27 protein-coding genes are annotated in these 23,698 nt (G+C 63.5%); 19 read left to right on the top strand and 8 right to left on the bottom strand.

What is annotated here, in order from left to right; genetic code table 11:
• Positions 1 to 8: 8 nt before the first annotated feature.
• Positions 9 to 884 carry an acyl-CoA thioesterase gene (locus tag M2281_RS10250; RefSeq protein WP_280820955.1) on the bottom strand — a complete coding sequence of 292 codons (876 nt, stop codon included), beginning with the start codon at positions 882 to 884 and terminating at the stop codon, positions 9 to 11.
• A 107-nt stretch (positions 885 to 991) separates the two neighbouring features.
• Between M2281_RS10250 and M2281_RS10245 the strand changes: the two genes are divergently transcribed.
• The 3 genes from M2281_RS10245 (at position 992) to M2281_RS10235 (ending at position 3,487) form a co-directional block, all read left to right on the top strand.
• Entirely contained in the window at positions 992 to 2,239 is a 1,248-nt protein-coding gene (locus tag M2281_RS10245; protein ID WP_280820954.1) for a ubiquinone biosynthesis hydroxylase, read from the top strand.
• A 110-nt stretch (positions 2,240 to 2,349) separates the two neighbouring features.
• The gene (locus M2281_RS10240; protein ID WP_280820953.1) at positions 2,350 to 2,787 is read left to right on the top strand and encodes an OsmC family protein; all 438 of its coding nucleotides are present in this window, start codon (positions 2,350 to 2,352) and stop codon (positions 2,785 to 2,787) included.
• Between the two features lie 157 nt (positions 2,788 to 2,944).
• A complete protein-coding gene (locus tag M2281_RS10235; protein ID WP_280820952.1) occupies positions 2,945 to 3,487 on the top strand; it encodes a hypothetical protein in 543 nt (180 codons plus the stop codon).
• Positions 3,488 to 3,758: 271 nt separating this feature from the next.
• On the opposite strand, the gene M2281_RS10230 is transcribed toward M2281_RS10235, so the two are convergent.
• Positions 3,759 to 4,826: a TraB/GumN family protein gene (locus M2281_RS10230; protein WP_280820951.1), complete on the bottom strand. Its 1,068-nt coding sequence runs from the start codon at positions 4,824 to 4,826 to the stop codon at positions 3,759 to 3,761.
• A 67-nt stretch (positions 4,827 to 4,893) separates the two neighbouring features.
• Positions 4,894 to 5,835 (bottom strand): tyrosine recombinase XerC, encoded by a 942-nt coding sequence (locus M2281_RS10225; protein ID WP_280820950.1) that lies wholly within the window; start codon positions 5,833 to 5,835, stop codon positions 4,894 to 4,896.
• 116 nt (positions 5,836 to 5,951) lie between these two features.
• Between M2281_RS10225 and rimM the strand changes: the two genes are divergently transcribed.
• The 7 genes from rimM (at position 5,952) to leuC (ending at position 12,529) form a co-directional block, all read left to right on the top strand.
• Positions 5,952 to 6,527 (top strand): ribosome maturation factor RimM, encoded by a 576-nt coding sequence (rimM, locus tag M2281_RS10220; RefSeq protein WP_280820949.1) that lies wholly within the window; start codon positions 5,952 to 5,954, stop codon positions 6,525 to 6,527.
• A complete protein-coding gene (gene trmD, locus M2281_RS10215) occupies positions 6,524 to 7,252 on the top strand; it encodes a tRNA (guanosine(37)-N1)-methyltransferase TrmD (RefSeq protein ID WP_280820948.1) in 729 nt (242 codons plus the stop codon). Before rimM ends, trmD begins: the two co-directional genes overlap by 4 nt.
• Before the next feature lie 192 nt (positions 7,253 to 7,444).
• A complete protein-coding gene (gene rplS / locus M2281_RS10210; protein WP_280820947.1) occupies positions 7,445 to 7,987 on the top strand; it encodes a 50S ribosomal protein L19 in 543 nt (180 codons plus the stop codon).
• A gap of 78 nt (positions 7,988 to 8,065) precedes the next feature.
• Positions 8,066 to 8,887 (top strand): class I SAM-dependent methyltransferase, encoded by an 822-nt coding sequence (locus tag M2281_RS10205; RefSeq protein ID WP_280820946.1) that lies wholly within the window; start codon positions 8,066 to 8,068, stop codon positions 8,885 to 8,887.
• Positions 8,888 to 9,054: 167 nt separating this feature from the next.
• Entirely contained in the window at positions 9,055 to 9,852 is a 798-nt protein-coding gene (locus M2281_RS10200; protein ID WP_280820945.1) for a basic amino acid ABC transporter substrate-binding protein, read from the top strand.
• 147 nt (positions 9,853 to 9,999) lie between these two features.
• Positions 10,000 to 10,815, top strand: coding sequence for an amino acid ABC transporter permease (locus tag M2281_RS10195; RefSeq protein WP_280820944.1), 816 nt, complete (start codon positions 10,000 to 10,002; stop codon positions 10,813 to 10,815).
• Positions 10,816 to 11,119: 304 nt separating this feature from the next.
• A complete protein-coding gene (leuC, locus tag M2281_RS10190) occupies positions 11,120 to 12,529 on the top strand; it encodes a 3-isopropylmalate dehydratase large subunit (protein WP_280820943.1) in 1,410 nt (469 codons plus the stop codon).
• 23 nt (positions 12,530 to 12,552) lie between these two features.
• Here the strand turns inward: leuC and M2281_RS10185 are convergent, their stop codons facing one another.
• Positions 12,553 to 12,870: a hypothetical protein gene (locus M2281_RS10185; protein WP_280820942.1), complete on the bottom strand. Its 318-nt coding sequence runs from the start codon at positions 12,868 to 12,870 to the stop codon at positions 12,553 to 12,555.
• Positions 12,871 to 13,118: 248 nt separating this feature from the next.
• Here M2281_RS10185 and M2281_RS10180 point away from each other — a divergent pair, with 248 nt between their 5' ends.
• Positions 13,119 to 14,309 carry a GGDEF domain-containing protein gene (locus tag M2281_RS10180; protein ID WP_280820941.1) on the top strand — a complete coding sequence of 397 codons (1,191 nt, stop codon included), beginning with the start codon at positions 13,119 to 13,121 and terminating at the stop codon, positions 14,307 to 14,309.
• Positions 14,310 to 14,321: 12 nt separating this feature from the next.
• On the opposite strand, the gene M2281_RS10175 is transcribed toward M2281_RS10180, so the two are convergent.
• A complete protein-coding gene (locus M2281_RS10175; protein WP_280820940.1) occupies positions 14,322 to 14,672 on the bottom strand; it encodes a hypothetical protein in 351 nt (116 codons plus the stop codon).
• Between the two features lie 181 nt (positions 14,673 to 14,853).
• Here M2281_RS10175 and M2281_RS10170 point away from each other — a divergent pair, with 181 nt between their 5' ends.
• The 8 genes from M2281_RS10170 to msrA all read left to right on the top strand — a co-directional run bounded on the left by M2281_RS10170 (position 14,854) and on the right by msrA (position 20,983).
• Complete coding sequence (locus M2281_RS10170) at positions 14,854 to 15,255, top strand: hypothetical protein (protein ID WP_280820939.1); 402 nt, start codon at positions 14,854 to 14,856, stop codon at positions 15,253 to 15,255.
• Between the two features lie 275 nt (positions 15,256 to 15,530).
• Positions 15,531 to 15,935: a succinate dehydrogenase, cytochrome b556 subunit gene (gene sdhC / locus M2281_RS10165; protein WP_280820938.1), complete on the top strand. Its 405-nt coding sequence runs from the start codon at positions 15,531 to 15,533 to the stop codon at positions 15,933 to 15,935.
• A gap of 2 nt (positions 15,936 to 15,937) precedes the next feature.
• The gene (gene sdhD / locus M2281_RS10160) at positions 15,938 to 16,321 is read left to right on the top strand and encodes a succinate dehydrogenase, hydrophobic membrane anchor protein (RefSeq protein WP_280820937.1); all 384 of its coding nucleotides are present in this window, start codon (positions 15,938 to 15,940) and stop codon (positions 16,319 to 16,321) included.
• A 3-nt stretch (positions 16,322 to 16,324) separates the two neighbouring features.
• Positions 16,325 to 18,163, top strand: coding sequence for a succinate dehydrogenase flavoprotein subunit (sdhA, locus tag M2281_RS10155; RefSeq protein WP_280820936.1), 1,839 nt, complete (start codon positions 16,325 to 16,327; stop codon positions 18,161 to 18,163).
• A 15-nt stretch (positions 18,164 to 18,178) separates the two neighbouring features.
• On the top strand, positions 18,179 to 18,958 hold the full coding sequence (locus M2281_RS10150; RefSeq protein WP_280820935.1) for a succinate dehydrogenase iron-sulfur subunit: 780 nt from the start codon (positions 18,179 to 18,181) through the stop codon (positions 18,956 to 18,958).
• Positions 18,959 to 19,001: 43 nt separating this feature from the next.
• Positions 19,002 to 19,529, top strand: a complete 528-nt coding sequence (locus M2281_RS10145; RefSeq protein WP_280820934.1) for a hypothetical protein — start codon at positions 19,002 to 19,004, stop codon at positions 19,527 to 19,529.
• Between the two features lie 56 nt (positions 19,530 to 19,585).
• The gene (locus M2281_RS10140; protein ID WP_280820933.1) at positions 19,586 to 20,221 is read left to right on the top strand and encodes a YceH family protein; all 636 of its coding nucleotides are present in this window, start codon (positions 19,586 to 19,588) and stop codon (positions 20,219 to 20,221) included.
• Between the two features lie 153 nt (positions 20,222 to 20,374).
• Positions 20,375 to 20,983, top strand: coding sequence for a peptide-methionine (S)-S-oxide reductase MsrA (gene msrA / locus M2281_RS10135; RefSeq protein WP_280820932.1), 609 nt, complete (start codon positions 20,375 to 20,377; stop codon positions 20,981 to 20,983).
• A gap of 58 nt (positions 20,984 to 21,041) precedes the next feature.
• Here the strand turns inward: msrA and lpdA are convergent, their stop codons facing one another.
• From lpdA to M2281_RS10120, 3 genes are read right to left on the bottom strand one after another with little or no spacing between them, the layout of a single operon-like run.
• The gene (lpdA, locus tag M2281_RS10130) at positions 21,042 to 22,445 is read right to left on the bottom strand and encodes a dihydrolipoyl dehydrogenase (RefSeq protein ID WP_280820931.1); all 1,404 of its coding nucleotides are present in this window, start codon (positions 22,443 to 22,445) and stop codon (positions 21,042 to 21,044) included.
• A 21-nt stretch (positions 22,446 to 22,466) separates the two neighbouring features.
• Complete coding sequence (locus tag M2281_RS10125) at positions 22,467 to 23,222, bottom strand: SDR family oxidoreductase (RefSeq protein ID WP_280820930.1); 756 nt, start codon at positions 23,220 to 23,222, stop codon at positions 22,467 to 22,469.
• Entirely contained in the window at positions 23,222 to 23,650 is a 429-nt protein-coding gene (locus M2281_RS10120) for a VOC family protein (RefSeq protein WP_280820929.1), read from the bottom strand. Before M2281_RS10120 ends, M2281_RS10125 begins: the two co-directional genes overlap by 1 nt.
• Positions 23,651 to 23,698: the final 48 nt, after the last annotated feature.

Below are 23,698 nucleotides of genomic sequence, written 5' to 3'. Positions count from 1 at the left end.
AAAACTGCCTATTCCGTAGGCGACTGCCGGAGCCGGATAAGCCCTTCCTGGGCTACGGAGGCGATCAGCGTGCCGTCCTGCGCATAGAGCGCGCCGCGCGTAAAGCCGCGCCCGCCCGAGGTGGAGGGGCTGTCCTGTGTATAGAGCAGCCAGCCGTCGAGCGGATGGGTGCGATGGAACCACATGGCATGGTCGAGGCTGGCCGCCTGGATGTCGCGGTCGAAAATCGCCCGGCCATGCGCAAAGGTCGAGGTATCGAGCAGCGTCATGTCGGACAGATAAGCGAGCACCGCCGCTTGCGTGGCCCGGTCCGACGGCACCGGTCCGGTGGTGCGGATCCAGATCTTCTGTTCGGGCGCGAGTTTTTCGCGGCTGGTGTAATGCTTCAGCATCACCGGCTTCATCTCGATGGGCCGGTCGCGCTCCCAGTAGCGCCGGATGCCCTCTGGCACCGCGTCGCCAAACTTGGCGATCAGGTCCTGCTGGGTGCCGAGCGTCTCCGGTGCAGGCACATTGAGCGGCATCGGCAACTGGTGGTCGAGCCCGTCTTCATCCACCTGGAAGGATGCTTCCAGCGAAAAGATGGCCTTGCCGTGCTGAATGGCGACCACCCGGCGCGTGGTGAAGCTGCCGCCATCGCGGATTCGGTCAACCTCGTAGACGATCGGCACCTTGGTATCGCCGGGGCGCATGAAATAGCCGTGCAGCGAGTGCACATGGCGATCGGGGGACACAGTGCGCTGGGCAGCCACCAGCGCCTGGGCGATGGTCTGGCCACCGAACACGCGCTGCCAATCGGACTGGGGGCTGCGACCACGATAGAGGTTGTGTTCCAGCTCCTCGAGGTCGAGAATGGCGAGAAGCTCTTGCATGGCCGCCGTCATGTTTCGCACCTTTCAATGCAACGCGAACACTGACGGTTTCGGACAGAACGTTCGGCCGAGTCAAGGCGACTGACAGATTGATGATGCGAGACCCGGAGGACAGGGCGATGGGCGAAACAGAAACCGCGACCGGAACGCACCCGGCACTCGACGTGCTGATTGCCGGTGCCGGCTATGTCGGGCTTGCCGCCGCCGTGTCGCTGAAGCAGTCGCGGCCCAACCTTGCCGTGGCGGTCGTCGATGCAGCCCCCAAGGACGCCTGGAAGCGCGACACCCGCGCATCCGCCGTCGCCGCAGCCGCCTGCCGCATGCTTAGCCAGCTCGGCTGCTGGAGCGAGATCCTGCCCGAGGCACAGCCCATTACCGACATGGTGATCACCGATTCGCGCACCGCCGATCCAGTCCGTCCGGTCTATCTGACCTTCGACGGCGAGGTCGCGCCCGGTGAGCCCTTCGCGCACATGGTCGCCAACAAGGTGCTGAATGGCGCGCTGCGCCGGCGCGCAGCCGAACTTGGCATCGACATCATTGAAGGCGTTGCGGTTCAGGCATTTGAAACCGGAATCGCCAGCGTCACCATCCATCTTGCCGACAGCACGTCGCTCAACGCCAGGCTTCTGGTCGCGGCGGACGGCGTCAACTCCCGCCTGCGCGACATGGCCGGCATCAAGGCGGTCAGGTGGGAATATGGCCAGTCAGGCATCGTCTGCACCATCGCCCACGAGCGCCCGCACAATGGGCGCGCCGAAGAGCATTTTCTCCCCGCCGGCCCCTTCGCCATCCTGCCGCTCAAGGGCAATCGCTCCTCCATCGTCTGGACGGAGCGGGCCGAGGACGCCGAGCGGCTGGTCAACAGCGACGAGCTGGTGTTCGAAACCGAGCTGGAACATCGATTCGGGCTGCAGCTGGGCGAGTTGCGCGTGGAAGACAAGCCGCGCGCCTGGCCGCTCGGGCTTACGCTCGCTCGCGATTTCGTAGCGCCGCGCTTCGCGCTGGCGGGCGACGCCGCCCACGGCATCCATCCGATTGCCGGGCAAGGGCTCAATCTCGGCTTCAAGGATGTCGCCGCGCTTGCCGAGACCCTCGTGGAGGCGGATCGTCTGGGCCAGGACATCGGCGCGCTCGACGTCCTGCAGCGCTACCAGATCTGGCGGCGGTTCGACACGGTGCAGATGGGCGTGACCACGGACGTGCTCAACCGGCTTTTCTCCAACGATTTCGGCCCGATCCGAGCGATGCGCGACTTCGGGCTCGGCCTGGTCGACCGCATGCCGCGGCTTAAGTCGTACTTCATCCGCCAGGCGTCCGGCCTTGAGGGAGACATGCCGAGGCTCCTGAGGGGCGAAGCGATCTAGCGTCTGTGCCTTCGTCAAAATCCCCGTAGCCTGCATCGTTCCAGGCCCTATATTCGCGAGATCGCCGGAGCGATTGCCGGCGTCTCATCATGAGCCAGGAGGAACGCGCCATGCATCGCCAAGCAACCGCTATCTGGAAAGGAACGCTGACCGAGGGAGGCGGCACGCTGGATACGCAAAGCGGCGCCTTCACCAAGACGCCATACTCGTTCAAAGGACGTTTCCAGGACGAGAGCGGCAAGTCGGGCACCAACCCGGAAGAGCTGATCGCCGCTGCCCACGCCGGTTGCTTCGCCATGCAGCTGTCGTACTTCCTGGCCGAGAACGGAACCCCGGCCGAGAAACTCGATGCAACGGCGGTGGTGACCTATGGCCCGGCCGCCGATGGCGGCTTTGAAATCACCGAGAGCGCCCTCACCCTGGTCGGCACCGTGCCGGGCATCGACGCGGCAAAATTCAAGGAACTGGCCGAACAGGCCAAGGCCGGCTGCCCGGTTTCCAAGGCACTCGGGGCGATCAAGCTTTCGCTGGACGCCAGGCTCGCCTGAAACGCGCGTCGGATGCGGGGTGCGCTTGCTTTCGGCCCAGCGCCGCTAACGCCAAGTCCGGCTGCCGCAATTTTCGGCTTGCCCAAAATGCCAACGGCCCGCTGCGCAGCGGGCCGTTTATATTTCGCGCGCCAGCATTATTGTGCAGGCGCCGCCGGTGCTGGTTGCGCGGGAGTGGCCGGGGCTGCCGGCTGGGCAGGAGCCGGAGCGGCTGGAGCCGGCGCATTTGATTGCGGTGCTGGTGCTGCCGGTGAGGGTTGGACCGGGGCGGCCGGCGTCGCGGGAGCCGGAGCCGCAGACTGTGGCGCGGGCGCTGCTGGAGCAGCGGGAGCCGGAGCGGCTGGGGCAGCTGGTGTCTGTGCCTGAGGTGCCGGAGCAGGAGCGGGAGCTGGGGCAGCAGGAGCTGGAGCCTTGTTCTCCGGCGCTGGTGTGGCTGGAGTATTGGGCGCCGCCGGTGCCTTGTTTTCCGGCGCCGGCGTGGCAGGAGCCGCTGGAGCCTTGTTCTCAGGCGCTGGTGCGGCTGGCGCAGCTGGCGCCGCCGGCGTTTTGGTCTCCGGCGCTGGCGTTGCTGGAGCAGCGGGAGCGGCCGGGGTCTTGGCTTCAGGCGCTGGCGCAGCCGGAGCCGCGGGCGCGGCCGGCTGGGTCGTCGCCGACTGACCCGTCGTATCGACGGGCGTATGTGACCGCGGGAAGAAGATGAAATAGGCGATCACGGCAAGCACGAGCGCAATCGCCGCGATGAGAATGCTGCTGGCGCCACTCACGGTCTGCTGGGTTTCGTCCTGCTCGTGCGCCGAACTTCTTGACCTGCGCGACGGCGTAGATTGCGACGGATTGCCCGTATGTGGCTCGGCCTTGGCCATGATCGTCTCCGTCAGTCGCGCGGCAACTAAGCGGAAAGTAAACGAACAAGACCTTGTTTGGTTTCATTTGCCGCAAGACGGCGAGCAAATGAAAGCTGCCGACCTGCCTCAGTTGACGGCAGTAACCGTGTAGCCGTCCTTGCGCAGAAGCTCGACCAGACCATCGGGGCCGGGCAGGTGCATCGCGCCGACCGCGATGAAGGCCTTGCCCTTGGCAAGGATCGGCTCGGCTCGCTCGGCCATTGTGTGGTTGCGCGACTTGACCATCGCTTCGTCAAATGCGGCATAGCCTTCGTCGCCGCCCGTTTCATCCGGCAGCACGGCGCGGAACAGCGGCCAGAACATGCCGGTGTCACCGCGCTGGTAGAGCACGATCATGGTCTCGACGACATCGTCCATGCGGTCGCCGAGCTTCAGCGTGTCGACAAGACCCCGCACGTGAAAATCCATCGGCAGCGATGCCATGGCGCGAAGCTGATCGGCGACGGTTTCCAGCCCGTCGATCTCCTTGCCCTCGGCCTTTGCGTCCTGCGCCAGCTTGATGTCGAGCACCGGTTCACCCTCGGACTTGCGGGCGAGTTCGCAAGCCGGCAGCGCAACCATGGCCGACAGCATCCACGGCTTCATCTTGGCAACGCTTGCCAGCGGAATGCCGCGCTCGGTGAGCGCCTTGTCGACGATGGCCGCGTCCTCCGGCGACAGCAGCGACGCCAGCGTCGTGTTGTCGGTGAACATCGTCAGCTCCGGCTCCTTCATGATGGCGGCAACCATCTTGGACTGGTCGAGGATTTCAGTCGTCTCGATCACCACGGTCCCCGAGGCATTGAAGGCTTTTTGGGCGGCGAGCGGCAGGGCAGTGACGCGCGGGTCGGTCATGTGCATGGTGCCGAAGAGGAAAGACGGCGTCTCGCCTGCCTTTTCGATCTTCCACAAAAGGCCCTGGCCATTCGGGGTCGCGGCCGCTTCGGCCTTGATCTTGTCGAACAGCGCCGGATCGCTCTTCTGCAAAGCGGCCAGCATATCCGAGCCCTTGCAGGCCGCGGCTTCGGCCTGAGCCTCGCCCATGGCGAGCATGGTCACGATCAAGAAGGTGATGAAGAACAGCACGTTGAGCGCCGCAAGCAGCAGCAAGGCCTTGTTCGCGGTACGGTCAGCAATGGCGATAGCGCGTTTCATGCCCTCATCGTTAAACGCAAAAAACGGCCAAACCGTTAACCGCCGCGGCCAAATTGTCGCGTTACGCTCATGCTCGCGGATGCGCTGCTTCATAGATATCGAGCAGACGGGCCGTATCGACGCCGGTATATATCTGCGTGGTCGACAGGCTGGCGTGACCGAGCAGCTCCTGGATCGTACGCAGGTCGCCACCTCGGCCGAGGAGATGGGTGGCGAAGGAATGACGCAGCGCATGCGGCGTGGCGGTGTCGGGCAGGTTCAGCGCCGAGCGCATTTTCTGCATTTCGCGCTGGAGGATCGCCGGGTTGAGCGGCCCGCCCCGCGCGCCACGAAACAGCGGCGCCTCGGGACCGAGATGAAACGGGCAGAGCTTGCGATATTCGCCAACTGCTGCAAGCGCCACCGGGAGCACGGGCACCAGCCGCGTCTTTCCGCCCTTGCCGGTGATGCGCAGCACCGTGTCGTCGGACGAGGCGAGCTCGCCGCCATTGAGCCCGAGCGCCTCGGAAATGCGCAGGCCACAGCCATAGAGCAGGGTCAGAACTGCCGCGTTGCGGGCCGCGATCCAGGGCTCTTCCGCCAGCTGCTCTCCGGCGGAGACGACGCGCTTGGCATCCGCTGCCGTCAGAGGCTTGGGCAGCGATTTCGGCTGTTTGGGTGCACGCAGAGCTGCCGCCCCGGCCGCATTGGCAAGGCCACGCCGTTCGAGAAAGCGCAGCAAGGAGCGTACACCCGCCAGCCCACGTCCCAGAGTCCGCGCGCCGGCGCCATCGCCGCGGCGTGCCGCAAGGAAGGCGCGCAGATCGGCGGGCCGCAATTCCTTGATGTCCTCAAGACCGGGCGCGCCGCCGCAATGTCCGGTCAGGAACTGTAAGAACTGGCGGGTATCGCGCTCATAGGCTTCGACGGTCAGTGCCGATAGCCGGCGCTCATGCGCCAGCGTTTTCAGCCAGGCTTCGCGGGTCGACTGCAGGTCAGGTCTGGCGGAGACGAGAAATTCTTGCTGCATGGCTTTTCGACGATTCTTTTCAGCCATGCTGAGGCCAGCCGGTTAGCAACGCGTGAAGGCCGCAATTGAATTAGACGCGCGCAAGGGCTAGGGACGGGCAAAGGATAAAGAAACCCATGCCCAAGCCGCAAAACCCAATCCAGATGGCCGTGATCGGCGCCCCGCACGGCGTCAGAGGCGAGCTGCGCGTCAAAACCTTTACCGGCGATCCACTGGCGCTCGGAGACTACGGGCCGCTCTATTCTCGCGATGGACGCAGCCTTGAGGTGCTCGATATCCGCTCCGCTAAGACCGTCGTGGTCGTTCGCTTCAAGGGCGTGAACGACCGCAGCGCCGCTGAGGCGCTGAATGGCACCGAACTGTTCATCGATCGCTCTGCGCTGCCGGACGATGGCGAGGAAGACGAATTCTATCACGCCGACCTGATCGGCCTCGCCGTGAAGGACGAGACCGGCGCCTCGGTCGGCAAGGTGATGGCCGTGCAGAATTTCGGCGGCGGCGACATTCTCGAAATCACCCATGCGGGCAAGAAGGGCGTGCTCGTCCCGTTCACCGAAGCGGCTGTGCCCGAGATCGACATCAAGGCCGGCTTCGTGCGCATCGACACGCTGGCCGCCGGGCTTGTGGAGTCGGAAGAAGACTCCGACGAAGAAGAGATGCCCGCCCCGAAGGATGGCGGAGGCGACCGGTGAGCGGCTTTCGCGCTTCCGTCCTGACGCTCTACCCGGAGATGTTTCCGGGCGCGCTGGGGCTGTCGCTGGCGGGGCGCGCGCTTGAGCGTGGCGACTGGTCGCTCGAAGCGGTTCAGATTCGCGACTTCGCTACCGACCGCCACAGGACCGTCGATGACACGCCCGCCGGCGGCGGCGCCGGCATGGTCATGCGCGCCGACATTCTTGCCAAGGCGATCGACGCTAGCGCCCCCACCGACGATCCGCGCCCGAAGCTTTTTATGAGTCCACGCGGAAAACCGCTGACGCAGGAGCGGGTGCGCGAGCTGGCGGCGGGACCCGGCGTGATGATTCTGTGCGGACGCTTCGAGGGCATCGACCAGCGCATCATCGACGCGCGCAGGCTCGAAGAGGTCTCGATCGGCGACTTCATCCTATCGGGCGGCGAGCCGGCCGCACTGGTGCTGCTCGATGCGGTCGTGCGCCTGCTGCCCGGCGTGATGGGCAACGATACGTCGGGCGACGAGGAGAGCTTCGAGAACGGACTTCTGGAGCACCCGCACTACACGCGGCCGCAGGAATTCGAGGGAAGACCGATTCCCGAAGTGCTTCTGTCGGGCAATCACGGCAAAATCGCGGCCTGGCGGCGCGAGCAGGCCGAGAGCTTGACCAAGGAACGGCGCCCCGACCTGTTTGCGGCCCATGAATTGCGCGAAAGCGCCAAAAAACCAGCACCTAAGAGGTGACAAAGTAGGCGGAAGCGTGTATGTGCGCCCCGCAACTGGGAGTATGATGCTCTCGGACCCGTCAACAAAGACGGTGAAATCGCCCCTGCCTCTGCTTCTCGATGAGAAGGATAGGCATAGCCAAGCGGTCTTCGAACTGGGTGGCAAGTGCCGGGCGCTCTGGCTGTTGAGAACGAACAAGAGGTTATTGCGATGGACATTCTCCGTCAGCTCGAGGCCGAACAGGCCGCCAAGATCGAAGCAAAACGCAAGCTCCCCGAATTCCAGCCGGGCGACACCGTCCGCGTTCTGGTCCGCGTCACCGAAGGTACGCGCACCCGCGTGCAGGCCTATGAAGGCGTCGTGATCGCGCGCTCGGGTTCGGGCTTCCAGGAAAACTTCACCGTCCGCAAGATCTCCTACGGCGAAGGCGTGGAACGCGTGTTCCCGGTCTACTCGCCGATGATCGAGGGCGTCGAGATCGTCCGCCGCGGTAAGGTTCGCCGCGCCAAGCTGTATTACCTGCGCGATCGTCGCGGCAAGTCGGCTCGTATTTCCGAGAACACCGGCGTGCGCGCCCGCAAGCTGAACGATGCCGAGCGCGACGCGCTGAACGCCGAGAAGGCACGCATCGAAGCCGAGAAGATCGCTGCCGCCGAAGCCCTGGCCGCCGAGAAGGCCGCGCAGGAAGCTGCTGAAAAGAAGGCCGCCGCCGAGGCAGCAGCCGCTGCTGAGGCCGAGAAGGCCGCCGAATAGTTCTTCCCGCACAGGGATTTGCTTTCGAAAAGGCGGCTTCGGCCGCCTTTTTGTTTGTCCGCAGCGCCAGGAGGGGCGATGAACGAGTTCACCGAAGCCAATCTGCGCAACTGGGACAACCGCGCCGAACTCCACTCCACCGACAGCACCGGCAGCTACCGCATCGCCGAGGTGCTCGCCGGCGGATCGTCGCTGCATGCGCTTGAGGCGAGCGAGATCGGCGATATCCGCGGCAAGGACATCGTCCATCTGCAGTGCCACATCGGCCTCGACACGCTCAGCCTGAAGCATCTTGGGGCCAAAAGCGTAACCGGGCTCGACTTTTCCTCCAAGGCGATAGAGGCGGCTCGCGACTTTGCCGCCCAGGCCGGCACCGAGGCCCGTTTCGTCGAGGCTTCGGTCTACGACGCGGCGGAAACGCTGGGCGCCACCTACGACATGGTGTTCGTCACCTGGGGCGCGATCAACTGGCTCGACGACATCTATCGCTGGGCTCGCGTGGTTGCGGCGCTGCTGCGCCCCGGCGGCAGGCTCTATCTGCTCGAGGGGCATCCGCAACTGAACCAGGTCGAAGCGAGCGATGGCGCGTTCAGAGTGGAATATGGCTGGCGCACCCCCAAGGACAGCCCGCTGATTTGGGACAACAGCCAGACCTACACCGGCGACGAGCGGCAACTGACCGACACCCGTCACTACGAGTGGGTTCACCCACTAGGCGACATCGTCAATGCGCTGATCAAGGCGGGCCTTAGCATCGATTTCCTCAACGAACACGAGATCGTCGTGTGGCGCGCCTTTCCCGATCTCGTGGAGCTTGGAGGGAACCAGTTCGCTCTGCCGGATTCCTGTCCGAAGTTCCCGTTGTCCTTCTCCATCGGCGCCTCGAAACCGCAGAAATAGAGCCCGCCGCCCGCGCCGATCGCACATTAGGTCGGCGGCGGGGCGCATTTTTTGTTAAGGCCGGCCTCTGGCAGCATGACCGTCTCTTGCAAGCCGGTGGCAGTTGGCTAATCTTGCGCGCAATTCTTCCCTTTAGATCCAAGATATTTCCCGAACTGGAGCGCCCCATGAACAGGTTCAAACTCGCACTGGCCGGCCTGCTGGCTTGCGTCCTTTCGCCGACGCTGGCTTCCGCCGACACGCTGCCTGATCTGGGCGGAAAGACGGTGACGGTGGTGACCGAGAACGCCTACCCGCCGCTGCAGTTCATCGACCCCAAGACCGGCGAGCAGATCGGCTGGGAATATGACGCCATGAACGAGATGGCCAAGCGCCTGAACTTCAAGATCGAGTACCAGAACACCTCCTGGGACGCGATGATTCAGGCCGTGTCTGACGGCCAGTACAACATCGGCATGACCGGCATCACCATCAAGGAAGACCGCAAGGAGAAGGTCGACTTCTCCGATCCTTACATGCGTTCGCAGCAGTTCATGCTGGTGCGTAGCGACGAGAGCCGCTTCACTGACGCCAAAAGCTTCGGTGCCTTCAAGGATGGGCTGATCGCCGCGCAGCCGGGCACCTCGCCCTTCTACACCGCGGTCTACGAAATCCTCGACGGCAATGAGCAGAACCCGCGCATCAAGCTGTTCGAAACGTTCGGTGCAACAGTGCAGGCTCTGAAGTCGGGCGACGTCGACCTGGTGCTGACCGACAGCGTGGCGGCGAAGGGCTATGTCGATTCCTCCGGCGGCGCCCTGAAAGTGGTGGGCGAACCGCTCGGCACGGAAGATTTCGGCTTCATCTTCAAGAAGAGCTCCGACCTCGTCGCGCCGATCAACGCCGCGATCGCCTCCATGAAGGCCGATGGCACGTTCGATGCCCTGAACAAGAAGTGGTTCCTCGACTACAAGATGGGCGAGTGACGGACCAAGTGAAGGCGGGCGGTTTCGGCTGGAGCATGATCCTGAAAAGTTGCAGACTTTTCGGACAAGATCATGCTTCAGAAACAAATGCTTAGAGCGAGTTATCTCGCTCTAAGGCGCCGAACCTCCCGGCCTTCGCTCGTTCAGATGCTTCTTCTTCCCACGACTTCGTCCGACAAGAAGGAATTTCCCTGGTGGCTGGCGGTCGCAGTAGCGATCGCCGTCGCCGTGGCAATCTTTATCGTCACCAACGACATCTACCGCCAGGTCTTTCAGACGGTTGCCAAGGGTATCGGCATCACCGTCTTCGTCACGCTGGTCGGCTTCTCCCTCGCCTCTCTCCTTGGTCTCGGCATAGCGCTGATGGGCCTGTCAGGTTCGGTCTGGCTGCGCCAGATCGCACGCTTCTACGTCGAGATCATCCGCGGCATCCCGATCCTGGTGCTCCTGTTCTGGATCGCCTTCGTCGGCGCGCCCGCCTTCGTGGCCGGATGGAATGTGGTAACCGCGCCGCTGCAGGACGCCGGCCTGATCTCGCCGCTGCAGGTGCGCGACGTCTCCCTTCTCTGGCGCGCCATCATGGCGCTTACCATCGGCTACTCGGCCTTCATCTCCGAAGTGTTCCGGGCCGGCATCCAGTCGGTTGACGCTGGGCAGATCGAGGCGGCAAAGGCGCTCGGCCTGACGCGCTACCAGCGCTTTCGCCTGATCATCCTGCCGCAGGCGATCCGAACCATCCTGCCGCCGCTCGGCAACGACTTCGTCGCCATGGTCAAGGACTCTTCGCTGGTTTCGGTGCTGGGCGTGGCCGACATTACCCAGATGGGCAAGGTCTACGCCTCGGGCTCGTTCCGCTTCTTCGAGACCTATTCGATGGTGGCCTATGTCTACCTCGTCCTCACCATCGGGCTTTCGCTTACGCTGCGAGGCTTGGAAAGGAAGCTGCGCCGCCAGCACGCCTGACGGTGAAAACCTTCGTCATCGAGGTTCTCCGAGCCGCTGGTGCAATCGGTGTGGCAAGGCGCCGATTGCCGATCTGACAAAAGATTGCTATTTAGCGGGCATGGAAGAACTTTTCGGTCATCCGGCCTACAAGGGTTTCGTGCTGCAGGACAAGAAGCGCCTGCCGGCCCGTTTCTTCGCGCGGATTTCCGGCGCATTGACCAGCCGACTTATCTAGCCGCCCTCGCCTGCTCGCGCCTCTGGCCGGCAGGATATTCGGCATGACCGGCCCCTTTCCATTCCTTACATCGACGGATTTACGCAAATGAGCGCACCGCGCACCCTCTACGACAAGATTTTCGATGATCACATTGTCGACCGCCAGGACGACGGCACCTGCCTGCTCTATATCGACCGCCACCTCGTCCACGAAGTGACGAGCCCGCAGGCCTTCGAGGGCCTGCGCATGTCCGGCCGCCAGGTTCGTCATCCCGAAAAGACGCTCGCCGTGGTCGACCACAACGTGCCGACCTCGCCCGACCGCAAGCTGGGCATCAAGAACGAGGAAAGCCGCATCCAGGTCGAGGCACTCGCCAAGAATGCCGCCGACTTCGGCGTGGAATATTATTCGGAAAACGACGTCCGCCAGGGCATCGTCCACATCGTCGGCCCTGAGCAGGGTTTTACGCTGCCGGGCATGACCATCGTCTGCGGTGACAGCCACACCTCCACCCACGGCGCTTTCGGCGCGCTGGCCCACGGCATCGGCACCTCCGAGGTCGAGCACGTTCTGGCCACCCAGACGCTGATCCAGAAGAAGGCCAAGAACATGCTGGTGCGTGTCGACGGCCAGCTGCCCGAGGGCGTGACCGCCAAGGACATCGTGCTCGCCATCATCGGCGAGATCGGCACCGCCGGCGGCACCGGCTACGTCATCGAATATGCCGGCGAAGCGATCCGCGCGCTGTCGATGGAAGGCCGCATGACCATCTGCAACATGTCGATCGAGGGCGGCGCCCGCGCCGGCCTGATCGCGCCGGACGAAACCACCTTCGCCTATGTGAAGGACAAGCCGCGTGCCCCGAAGGGCAAGGCCTGGGACATGGCCGTGGAATATTGGAAGACGCTGCACACCGAAGAAGGTGCGCATTTCGATAAGGTCGTGGTGCTCGACGCCGCCAAGCTGCCGCCCATCGTCACCTGGGGCTCCTCGCCCGAGGACGTCGCTTCCGTCACCGGCGTCGTGCCGAACCCGGAAGAGATCGCCGACGAGAACAAGCGAAACTCCAAGAAGCGCGCGCTCGAATATATGGGCCTGACCGCCGGCACCAAGATCACCGACATCGCCATCGACCGCGTCTTCATCGGCTCCTGCACCAACGGCCGCATCGAGGACCTGCGCGCTGTGGCCAAGGTGGTCGAGGGCAAGAAGGTGGCTTCGACCGTGTCAGCCATGATCGTGCCGGGCTCGGGCCTGGTCAAGGAACAGGCCGAGGCGGAAGGTCTCGACAAGATCTTCATCGCCGCGGGCTTCGACTGGCGCGAGCCGGGTTGCTCGATGTGCCTAGCCATGAACGACGACCGCCTGAAGCCGGGCGAGCGCTGCGCCTCGACCTCGAACCGCAACTTCGAGGGCCGTCAGGGCTTCAAGGGCCGCACCCATCTGGTGTCGCCGGCCATGGCCGCCGCCGCCGCGATCGCCGGCCACTTCGTCGACATTCGCGACTGGCACTGATCGAAAATTCGGGCCGGGCGACATCACTCGCCCGGCTCGGGCCTCCTGACGATTTCGTGGAATTCGTCACGCACGCCCGGCCGGTCCACGGGCACGACCAGCGCAAGATGACGCTTGTCGAAGAGCTTGAACCACTCATCCCATTCGATCAGCTCGATGGCTCCGGTCGCTTCGGTTCGTTCGGGCTGGTCTTCGTCCTCATAGGCAATCTGGCCGAACACGATGCGCAGAACCGGCTCGTCGCCCGCCGAGGTCGCCTCCTGAAGCCCCGGGCTTCCGGCTCGGGCCGCAACCCAGTCTCGAATGGCTTCGTGATCGACGAGCATGATGGTGTTCGTCATGGCAAGCTCTCCTTGTCTCGCTTGCGGCGCAACGCGAAGATCACATGCGAGTTCCCAACAATTTGATGAGCGGATCCGGGGCGCGCGCTCCCGACCTCCCCCTGCGTTAACGGCTTTTTCGTCTAGCGATGCTCTAATGCATCTCAGCCGCATTTCACGGACCGGCTTCTCCGGCCGACGAGATGCGCGAATTCACGCCACGCGCTTCCTTCCGTGTGGGACCGAAGCGCGCCGGGGAGCGCAACCGAATGAGCGGGGCGGTAGCTGTCCTTGTAATCAACCTGGTCGTCGCCGGGCTGCTTTCGGCGTCCTTTGCCATGGTTGCGATCTATGACCGCAAGCAGGTCGCCGCATCCTGGCTGTCCTTCGCATACGGCCTGGGGGCCGTTTACTACTCCATCGAGTTCGGCATCTCGACCATCGGCGCGGCGCGCCCTGCGGTCGTCGTCTCCTTTTCCGTCGTTCTTGCCGCCATGCTGCTCTTCAACGTGGGCGCTGCGCGCAAGTTTGAAGTGCCGGTGCCTTGGCGGTTGCTCGGCGCCGTGTTCTTCATCTCGGCAGTGGCATGCGACCTGATCCAGGACATGCCGCGCGCATCCTTCACGCGCATGATGATCTACCAGGCCCCCTATTTCGTCATGCAGGCGATCGGGGCATGGATCCTGTGGTCGGCGCGGTCGCGGCGGCGGCTGGACACGATCCTGATGTGGCTGCTCGCGGTCAGTTCGCTGCAGTTCCTGAGCAAACCTTTTCTTTTGTCGAGCCTGGGCGGCACCGGCGCTACCCCGCAACACTACCTGCAGACGCAATATGCGCTGATCTCGCAATCCATGGGAACGGTCTTCGCGATCGCCATTGCGCTGCTGTTCCTCGTCATTCTGGCGCGCGACGTCATCGCGGACGTCACCAAGCTGTCGAATACGGACGCGCTGTCCGGCCTGCTCAATCGTGGCGGCTTCGAACGTCACGCTACGGCCGTTCTGCAAGCGGAACTACGAAAGGGGCGGTCTCTGGCGCTGGTCATCTGCGACCTCGACCACTTCAAGGCGATCAACGACACCTTCGGCCACGCCTCGGGCGACAATGTAATCAAGGCCTTTGCCAGCTTCCTGAGAACGATTGCGGTGGGCGAATATTTCGCCGGCCGCATCGGCGGCGAGGAATTCGCGATAATCCTGCCCGGCAGCAATCTGGTGACGGCGCGCCTCTTTGCCGAAACCGCGCGCAGTGCATTTTCGGGATTGCCGGTTGATGGATTGCCGGACGACCTGCGCTTCACCGCCAGCTTCGGCGTCGCCGAACTCGTTTCGGGCGAAGACCTCTCCGAACTGCTCTCGCGTGCCGACAAGGCTCTTTACGAGGCCAAGGAGAATGGCCGCGACTGCGTTCGCACCGCATTGCCGACTTTCGACGGCATGCGCGCTTTCCGGTCCTTCTGAGCGGAAGCTGCGTCAACGGCAGGGAAGGCCCAGCAGCGGCATTGCTCCCTGGTAGAAGCCGTACATGTAGCTGCGCCCTTTGACATAATAGGGCTGATAACAGTCTGAAGCGCCGTATCCGCCGGAATAGGCCATCTTCGACTGCTTGGGATGTATATAGTTCGACAGCTTGCTCGCGTTATGCCCCTGGCCGACGATGATGCGCTTGTAGCCGGCTGCGCTGTTTACGATGAGATTGCCGAAAGAGTCGGCATAAACATCGTCCTGGGTGTAGCCATCGGCGACAGCGGGCAGACTGCCCCCGGCAAATACACAGGCCAAAAGCACGGGCAGCAGGCGATTTTTCGATCTGTTCTTCTGCATGATGCATTCTCCTCTGCCGGGACACTGCTTCGCTAAGTCGAAAATTAAACATTTATTAATCTTTGTTAAGGGCGGGCTCGCCAAAAAATTGACGGGCATGGTTGGTGACCGGCAATGCGCTGGACAGGTTGCTGCTGTGTTCTCGTTGATCTGGTCGGGCCGAAGCAGATAGCTTGCAGCGATGAAACAGCCCCGACCGAACACCAACGCGCGCATCGGCGCAGCGCTGGCCCTTTTCCCGCTTCTGCTGGCCGCCTCCTGCGTGTCGGAGAGCAATGCGGGCGGCGCGGCAACAACCCTTGCAACAGCCGCGATCAAACCGGCCGCGCCCGCAACCGCCGAATTCGGCGCGCCGCAACCGGCCCACGCCACCTACAATTGCGGCCAGCGCGGCTCGCTTACCATCGACAATTTCCGAACCTCCGTGCGGCTCGTCGACCCCGAAGGCGACAATGTCGAACTGCCCGCCTCCCCCGCCACCCAGCAGTCTCGCTACGGAGAGGCACCCTATGCGCTGGTGCTCGACGGCAACGAGGCGCTCTACATGAAAAACGGCAAGGAGCCCGTCACCTGCAACCGCTGATTCGGCTGGCGCTGCGTTGCAACATGGAAGATGGCAGGCATGGGCAATTCCCGCATTTCCGCCATTGCACCCGCGCTTCCCATTAGCTTCAATCGATTGAAGCGGAAACAATGGCTTGACGGCCTCGGCCGTTGACGCAAATTGCCATCACGAAACCATCATCCGGCTTTGACGCGGTGCAAAAACCGCATTAGAACGCCCGCTGTCCAAGTCGCATTCCGAGAAGGGCACGCCGCTTTTGCGCATCGGAATGTCCGGCGCCGGGAAGGGGAGCCATGAGCAAGATACCAGCCACCCAAGCAAGGCCTCTGTCGCCGCATCTGACGATCTACAAACCGCCGATCACGATGACGACGTCGATCTTGCATCGCATCACCGGCGGCGCGCTTTATGTCGGCACCATGCTCGTCGCCTGGTGGCTGATCGCGGCGGCGACGTCGGATAGCTATTTCAATTTCGTCAACTGGTTCTTCGGCACCTGGATCGGCAGGCTTATCCTGTTCGGCTATACCTGGGCGCTGATGCTGCACATGCTTGGCGGCATCCGCCATCTCATCTGGGACACCGGCGCCGGCCTTGAGAAGCACACGGCTTCCAAGATCGCCTGGGCCACCGTCGTCGCGTCGGTTGTGCTGACCCTGGCGATCTGGATCGTCGGCTACATGGTGCGGGGAGCCTGATCATGACGGATATGCGTACGCCTTTGAAGAAGGTCCGCGGCCTCGGCTCCTCCCATGAGGGGACCGATCATTTCTGGCGCCAGCGCCTGACGGCGGTCGCCAACGTGCCGCTCACGCTCTTTTTCGTCGGCCTTCTGGTTTCCCTCAACGGCGCCGGCTACGCGCAGGTGCGCTCGGTGCTGGCCAATCCCTTCGTGGCGTTGATCCTGATCGCGATGCTTTTGTCGGCGCTCTATCATATGCGGCTCGGCATGCAGGTCATCATCGAGGACTATGTCCATGGCGAGGGCAGCAAGCTCGTCCTGCTGATGCTCAACACATTCTTCACGATCGCGGTTGGCGTTGCTTCGGTTTTCGCCCTGCTCAAACTAGCATTCGGGGGCTGACCAGTGGCCAAGGACAACAAAGGCGCGGCATCAGCAGGCAAGGCCTACACCTATGTCGACCACAAGTTCGACGTGGTGGTCGTGGGCGCGGGCGGCTCTGGCCTGCGCGCAACGCTCGGCATGGCCGAGCAGGGGCTGAAGACGGCCTGCATCACCAAGGTTTTCCCCACCCGCTCGCATACGGTTGCGGCACAGGGCGGCATTGCCGCCTCGCTTTCCAACATGGGCCCCGACAACTGGCAGTGGCACATGTACGACACCGTCAAGGGGTCGGACTGGCTCGGCGACGTCGACGCCATGGAATACATGGTGCGTCAGGCGCCGGCCGCCGTCTATGAGCTCGAGCACTACGGCGTGCCCTTCTCGCGCACCGAGCAGGGCAAGATCTACCAGCGCCCCTTCGGCGGCCACATGCAGAATTTCGGTGACGGCCCACCCGTGCAGCGCACCTGCGCGGCTGCTGACCGCACCGGCCACGCCATCCTGCACACGCTCTATGGCCAGTCGCTGAAGAACAACGCCCAGTTCTTCATCGAGTATTTCGCGCTCGACCTGATCATGACGGACGGTGTCTGCACCGGCGTCGTGGCCTGGAACCTCGATGACGGCACCATCCACCGCTTCGCGGCCAAGATGGTCGTGCTGGCGACCGGCGGCTATGGCCGCGCCTATTTCTCGGCGACCTCCGCCCATACCTGCACCGGCGACGGTGGCGGCATGGCGGCGCGCGCCGGCCTGCCGCTGCAGGACATGGAATTCGTGCAGTTCCACCCGACCGGCATCTACGGCTCCGGCTGCCTGATCACCGAAGGCGCCCGCGGCGAAGGCGGCTATCTCGTCAACTCCGAAGGCGAGCGCTTCATGGAGCGCTATGCGCCGTCGGCCAAGGACCTTGCCTCGCGCGACGTGGTTTCGCGCTGCATGACGCTGGAGATCCGCGAAGGCCGCGGCGTCGGCAAGAACAAGGACCATATCTACCTGCACCTCGACCATCTCGATCCGGCCGTGCTGCATGAGCGCCTGCCGGGTATCTCGGAGAGCGCAAAGATCTTCGCCGGCGTCGACGTGACCCGCGAGCCGATCCCGGTGCTGCCGACCGTGCACTACAATATGGGCGGCGTTCCCACGAACTATTGGGGCGAGGTGCTTAACCCGACCGCGGACAATCCCGATCGCGTGCAGCCCGGCCTGATGGCCGTGGGCGAAGCCGGTTGCGCCTCGGTGCACGGCGCCAACCGCCTCGGCTCCAACTCGCTGATCGACCTGGTCGTGTTCGGCCGCGCTGCCGCGATCCGCGCCGGCGAGGTGATCGACCGCGCCGCCCCCATTCCGGCGATCAACGAACAGGCAGTCGAGAAGATCATGGATCGCTTCGACCGCCTGCGGAACGCCAATGGCGGCACGCCGACGGCTGCGCTGCGCGAGAAGATGCAGCGCATCATGCAGGAAGACGCCGCCGTGTTCCGCACCCAGGAATCGCTGGAGCAGGGCTGCCAGCGCATGTCGGCGCTGTGGGGCGAACTGAAGGACATCAAGGTCACCGACCGTTCGATGATCTGGAATTCGGATCTCGTCGAGACGCTCGAGCTCGAAAACCTGATGGCCAATGCGCTGCCTACCGTCTATGGCGCAGAAGCCCGCAAGGAGAGCCGCGGCGCGCATGCCCGCGAGGACTTCCCTTCGCGCGATGACGCGAACTGGCGCCAGCACACGCTGGCCCACGTCTCCGAGGACGGCAAGGTGACCCTGAATTACCGCCCGGTGCACACCGAGACGCTGCTGCCGGAATCGGAAGGCGGCATCAGCCTCGCCAAGATCGCGCCCAAGGCGCGCGTGTACTGATTACGGGAGATCGAGATGGTTGAACTGGCTCTTCCCAAGAACTCCCAGATCAAGCAGGGCAAGACCTGGCCGAAGCCTGAAGGCGCGACCAACCTGCGCGAATTCCGCATCTATCGCTGGTCGCCGGATGATGGCGAGAACCCCAGCATCGACACCTATTTCGTCGACATGGACGATTGCGGGCCGATGGTTCTCGACGCGCTCCTGTGGATCAAGAACAAGATCGACCCGACGCTGACGCTGCGCCGCTCGTGCCGCGAAGGCATCTGCGGCTCCTGCGCCATGAACATCGACGGCTCGAACACGCTTGCCTGCACCAAGGGCTGCGACGACATTTCGGGTGCGGTAAAGATCTATCCGCTGCCGCACATGCCGGTGGTGAAGGACCTTGTGCCCGACCTCACCAACTTCTACGCCCAGCATCGCTCGATCGAGCCCTGGCTGAAGACGGTGTCGCCGGAGCCAGCCAAGGAATGGCTGCAGAGCCATGAGGACCGCGCCAAGCTCGACGGTCTCTACGAGTGCATCCTCTGCGCCTGCTGCTCGACCTCGTGCCCCAGCTACTGGTGGAACGGCGACCGCTATCTCGGCCCGGCCACGTTGCTGCAGGCCTATCGCTGGCTGATCGACAGCCGCGACGAAGCAACCGGCGAACGCCTCGACAATCTCGAGGACCCGTTCCGCCTCTATCGCTGCCACACCATCATGAACTGCGCGCAGACCTGCCCGAAGGGACTTAACCCCGCCAAGGCGATCGCCGAAATCAAGAAGATGATGGTGGAGAGAAGAGTTTAGGCAAGCTATAAGAGACCAGCTTAACCAACGCTGGTTTCTTATTATGCCTTTTCTGTTGGCTATTCTTGGTGCTTTGGGAATCGCGGCGATCTGGTGGTACCGGCTCAAATATTTGAGCGAAGCTGCGAACGAGGCTGCTGACGCAATCGGCCGGGTTCAAGGGCACTTCCGTCGCAAGGAACTGCGAAAGAAGGCGGCGCTTTCCCCCATCAGTGCCATCAACGATCCAGTGGTTGCGGCTGTTACTGTAATAACCGCGATCGCAGCCGAAAACGTTCCGGTTTCCAAGGCGCTGGAAGAGCGCATACGGGCGGAAGCCCGGGAAATTGCAGCCTCGAAAAAGAAGCTGGATGAGGCCGTGATATATGCCAAATGGTCCACAGACCAAGTGGCGGACGTACCCACGGTGATCGATCAGACAGCGAAATTTCTGACCTCCCGACTGGATGAGTCGGAAAAGGAAGATTTGCTGCAGATGCTTGACAGGGTTGTCCTCCGCGGGGAGCGGCAGGCTGAATATCCGCTGCCATGTCCGGCGGCTGCGGCAGGGGCTCGGCCTGGAGGTCTATAGCTGAAAGAAGGCTATCAGCCCTTGTCGCCTCGTCGTCATTTTGCGACAACGCCGGCATGGAACCCACGACAGACCTCCCCATCCTCACCCCTATCGAAGCCCGCGTGCTTGGCTGCCTGATCGAGAAGAAGGAGCTGACGCCGGACGTCTATCCGCTCACGCTCAATGCCGCCCATGCTGCCGCCAACCAGAAGACGGCGCGAGAGCCCGTCATGGCGCTGGAGCAGGTGGAGGTGCACCGCGCCCTGAAAACGCTTGAGCAAAAGGGCCTGGTGCGCCAGGTCTTCGGCTCGCGCGTCGAGCGCTATGAGCATCTTGCCGCGCAACGCTTTTCGCTGACTTCGCCGCAGATCGCCATTTTAGGCCTGCTGCTTCTGCGCGGGGCCCAGACGGCCGGCGAACTGATGGCGCGCAGCGAGCGCATGGCGCGCTTCCAGTCGGCGGAGGACCTGCGCACGGAACTCGACATGCTGATCGGCAAGCGCCCGGCGCTGGTGCAGGAGATCGGCCGCGGCCCCGGCCAGCGCGAGGACCGCTATGCGCATCTCCTGAGCGGGCCTATCGATGTCGCCGCCCTTGCGGCGCTGCGCGGGCCCACGGTCATGCCTGCGTCGGATCTCGAGGCGCGGCTGCAGGCCCTCGAAGAAGAGGTCGCGGCTCTGCGCGCCCGCCTCGACGCGCTGGGCGCCTGATCGCGCCGCCCCTGACGGCTCAATCGTCGAAAGAGATAGCCGCATGGGTCGCCCAAGCGGCTTTTTTCTTGAACGCTTCATCACATCAGCGTGTCCCGGCTTGATTTCGAAGCTACCTGCTATTCCCATAGCCATGGCGCAGGAGGAGTTCGCATGTTCCGCTATATCCTGACCTTCAGCATCGCTCTAATTGGCCTGGCAGCACTTTTCGGCAACGCCCAGGCGGGCACGCAGACCGCGATCTTCGCCGGCGGCTGCTTCTGGTGTGTCGAGAGCGACTTCGACCACGTACCGGGCGTGACGTCCACGACCTCCGGCTATATCGGCGGCAGCAACGATCATCCGACCTATGAGAACCACACCGCCGCCGGTCATCGCGAGGCGGTGAAGATCGAATTCGACGACTCAAAGACCAGCTATGCCAAGCTGCTCGACGCCTTCTGGCATTCGGTCGACCCGCTCGACACCGGCGGCCAGTTCTGCGATCGCGGCCACAGCTACACGACCGCCATCTACGCGGTGAACAAGGACCAGCTGACGGAAGCCGAAAAATCGAAGGCCGAGATCGCGGCCGAACTCAAGAAGCCGATAGCCACCGAGATCGCCATGGCGCCGACCTTCTGGCCGGCCGAGGACTATCATCAGGGCTACTACAAGAAAAACCCGATCCGCTACCGCTACTATCGCTACGCCTGCGGCCGCGACGCACGCGTGGAAACGGTGTGGGGCAAGGCAGCCCATCAGGGCATTGCGGCGCACTGACCCGCCAAATGAAAACGGGCGCCTTGGGCGCCCGTTTCGTCTTTCGCTGTATTTGTGATCAGATGTGGATCGGCTTGAAGAAGGTTGCCATCGCGGCTTCCTTCACCGCTTCCGACATGGTCGGATGCGCGTGGCAGGTGCGGCCAAGGTCCTCGGACGAGCCGCCGAACTCCATCAGCACCGCCGCTTCGTGGATCATCTCGCCGGCACCGAAGCCGACGATATGAGCGCCAAGCACCTTGTCGGTCGCCTTGTCGGCCAGGATCTTCACGAAACCGTCCGTGTGCAGCATGGCGCGCGCACGGCCATTGGCGGTGAAGGGGAATTTTCCGACCTTGTATTCGATGCCGGCCTTCTTCAGCTCTTCCTCGGTCTTGCCGACGGAGGCGATTTCCGGGCTCGTATAGACCACGCCTGGGATGACATCGTAGTTCACGTGACCGGCCTGGCCGGCGATGATCTCGGCAACAGCAACGCCTTCGTCCTCGGCCTTGTGGGCCAGCATCGGGCCGGCAATCACGTCACCAATGGCGTAGATGCCAGGAACGTTGGTGCGCAGGTGGCCGTCGGTCTTCACGCGGCCGCGCTCGTCCATCTCGACGCCCGCTTCCTTGAGGCCGAGGCCTTCGGTGTAGGGGCTGCGGCCGGTGGCGACCAGCACGACGTCGGCTTCGATGGTCTCGGCGTCACCGCCCTTGACCGGCTCGAAGGTCACGCTTGCGCCCTTGCCGTTCTTGGCGACACCCGTCACCTTGGAGCCGAGCTTGAAGGTGAAGCCCTGCTTGGCCAGCATGCGCTGGAATTGCTTTGCCACCTCGCCGTCCATGCCGCCAAGGATGGAGTCGAGATATTCCACCACCGTCACCTTGGCGCCGAGGCGCGCCCAGACCGAGCCAAGCTCCAGCCCGATGACACCGCCGCCGACCACGATCAGGTTCTCCGGAACCTTGGGCAGCGACAGCGCGCCGGTGGAGGAAACGATGACGTTCTCGTCGAAGTCGACTTTGACGCCCGGGATGCCGGCGACATCAGAACCGGTGGCGATGACGATGTTCTTCGCCTCGATCTCCTGCACGCTGCCGTCATCGGCCGTGACGGAAACCTTGCCGGCCGAGACGACGCGGCCGGTGCCGCGAAAACTGTCGATCTTGTTCTTCTTGAACAGGAAAGCCACGCCATTGACGTTGGAGGTGACGGTGGCGTCCTTGTGCGCCATCATCTTTCCAAGGTTGAGCTTGGGCTCCACCTCGACGCCCAGCGTGTCGAAGGAATGCTGCGCCTCGGCGAGCATTTCCGAAGCATGCAGCAGCGCCTTGGAGGGGATGCAGCCGATATTGAGGCAGGTGCCGCCAAAGGTCTCGCGCTTCTCGACCACGGCCGTCTTGAGGCCGAGCTGCGCTGCCTTGATGGCGCACACATAGCCCCCAGGTCCCGTTCCAATCACCACCACATCATATGCCATTTCTTCTTCCTTCAGCTGATGTCAGCGTCCGCCGCTTACGTTCAAAATTCCGCCCGTTGTATAGGATGCCTCGTCCGAGAGCAGCCAGAGCGCGGCATTGGCGACTTCGTCTGCCTTGCCTTCCCGCTTCATCGGCACGACGCCGCGTATCGCCGCTATGCGATCCGGCTGGCCGCCCGAGGCGTGGATTTCGGTGTCGATGATGCCCGGCCGCACGGCGTTGACGCGCACGCCCTCGTTCGCGACCTCGCGGGCAAGCCCGATGGTGAAAGTGTCGATCGCGCCCTTGGAGGCGGCGTAGTCGACATATTCGCCCGGCGATCCGAGTTGCGAGGCAGCCGAGGAGATGTTGACGATGGCGCCGCCCTTGCCCCCATGCAGCGTCGACATGCGCTTCACCGCCTCGCGGGCGCAGAGCATCGAGCCGATGACGTTGATGCGCATCATGCGCTCCAGCCGCGCGACGGTCATCTCGTCCACGCGCGCCTTGGCGTCGACCACGCCGGCATTGTTGACCAGACCATCGAGCCTGCCGAAGCGCGCATCCACGGCCGCGAACATGGTGAGCACATCGGCCTCGCTGCCGACGTCGCCCTTTATGGCAATTGCCTCGCCGCCTCCGGCTTCGATCTCCTCAACGAGGGCAGCAGCTGCCGCTTCGTTGGAAGCGTAATTGATCGCAACCCTATAGCCCGCTTTCACGGCCTGTCGGCAGATAGCCGCGCCGATACCGCGTCCGCCACCCGTGACCAGAAGAACCCGCCCTGCTGTCGTCATTATTCGGGCGTTCCCAGCGGTGCATTGAAGGCCCAGACATGGCCAAAAGGATCGGTGATCTTGGCGTAGCGCGCGCCCCAGAACATGTCGGCTGCCGGCAGGGCCACGGTCGCGCCCGCGCTCACGGCCTGCTCGACCGCGCGGTCGACATCGCCGGGCTTGGGCAGGTTGATATTTATGGTCAGGCTTGCCCCGCCCCGGCTCGTTGGCGACAGCACATCGCCCCCGAATTCCGGAAACTCGTCATGCAGCATGACTTCGGAGCCGAACATGGAAAGATTGGCGTGCAGCACGCGCTCGCCGTCCTCGGCCATCTGCTCATAGGTTTCGACCGCGTCGAAAGCCTTTTCGTAGAAGGCGATCGCCTCGCGGCCGCCCTTGACGCACAGATGTACCTGGATGGGGGGAATGTTCGGTTCGAAGGCCATGGGTCCGCTCCTTTCGGCGGCAGCCTAACGCATGGCCCCGCAAACCGA

The organism is Pseudaminobacter soli (ex Li et al. 2025) (assembly GCF_029892515.1).
In the GTDB taxonomy this organism is placed as follows: Bacteria; Pseudomonadota; Alphaproteobacteria; order Rhizobiales; family Rhizobiaceae; genus Pseudaminobacter; species Pseudaminobacter soli_A.
Note: the sequence above shows the minus strand (reverse complement) of the source record. Positions and strands in the feature narration are given on the sequence as shown.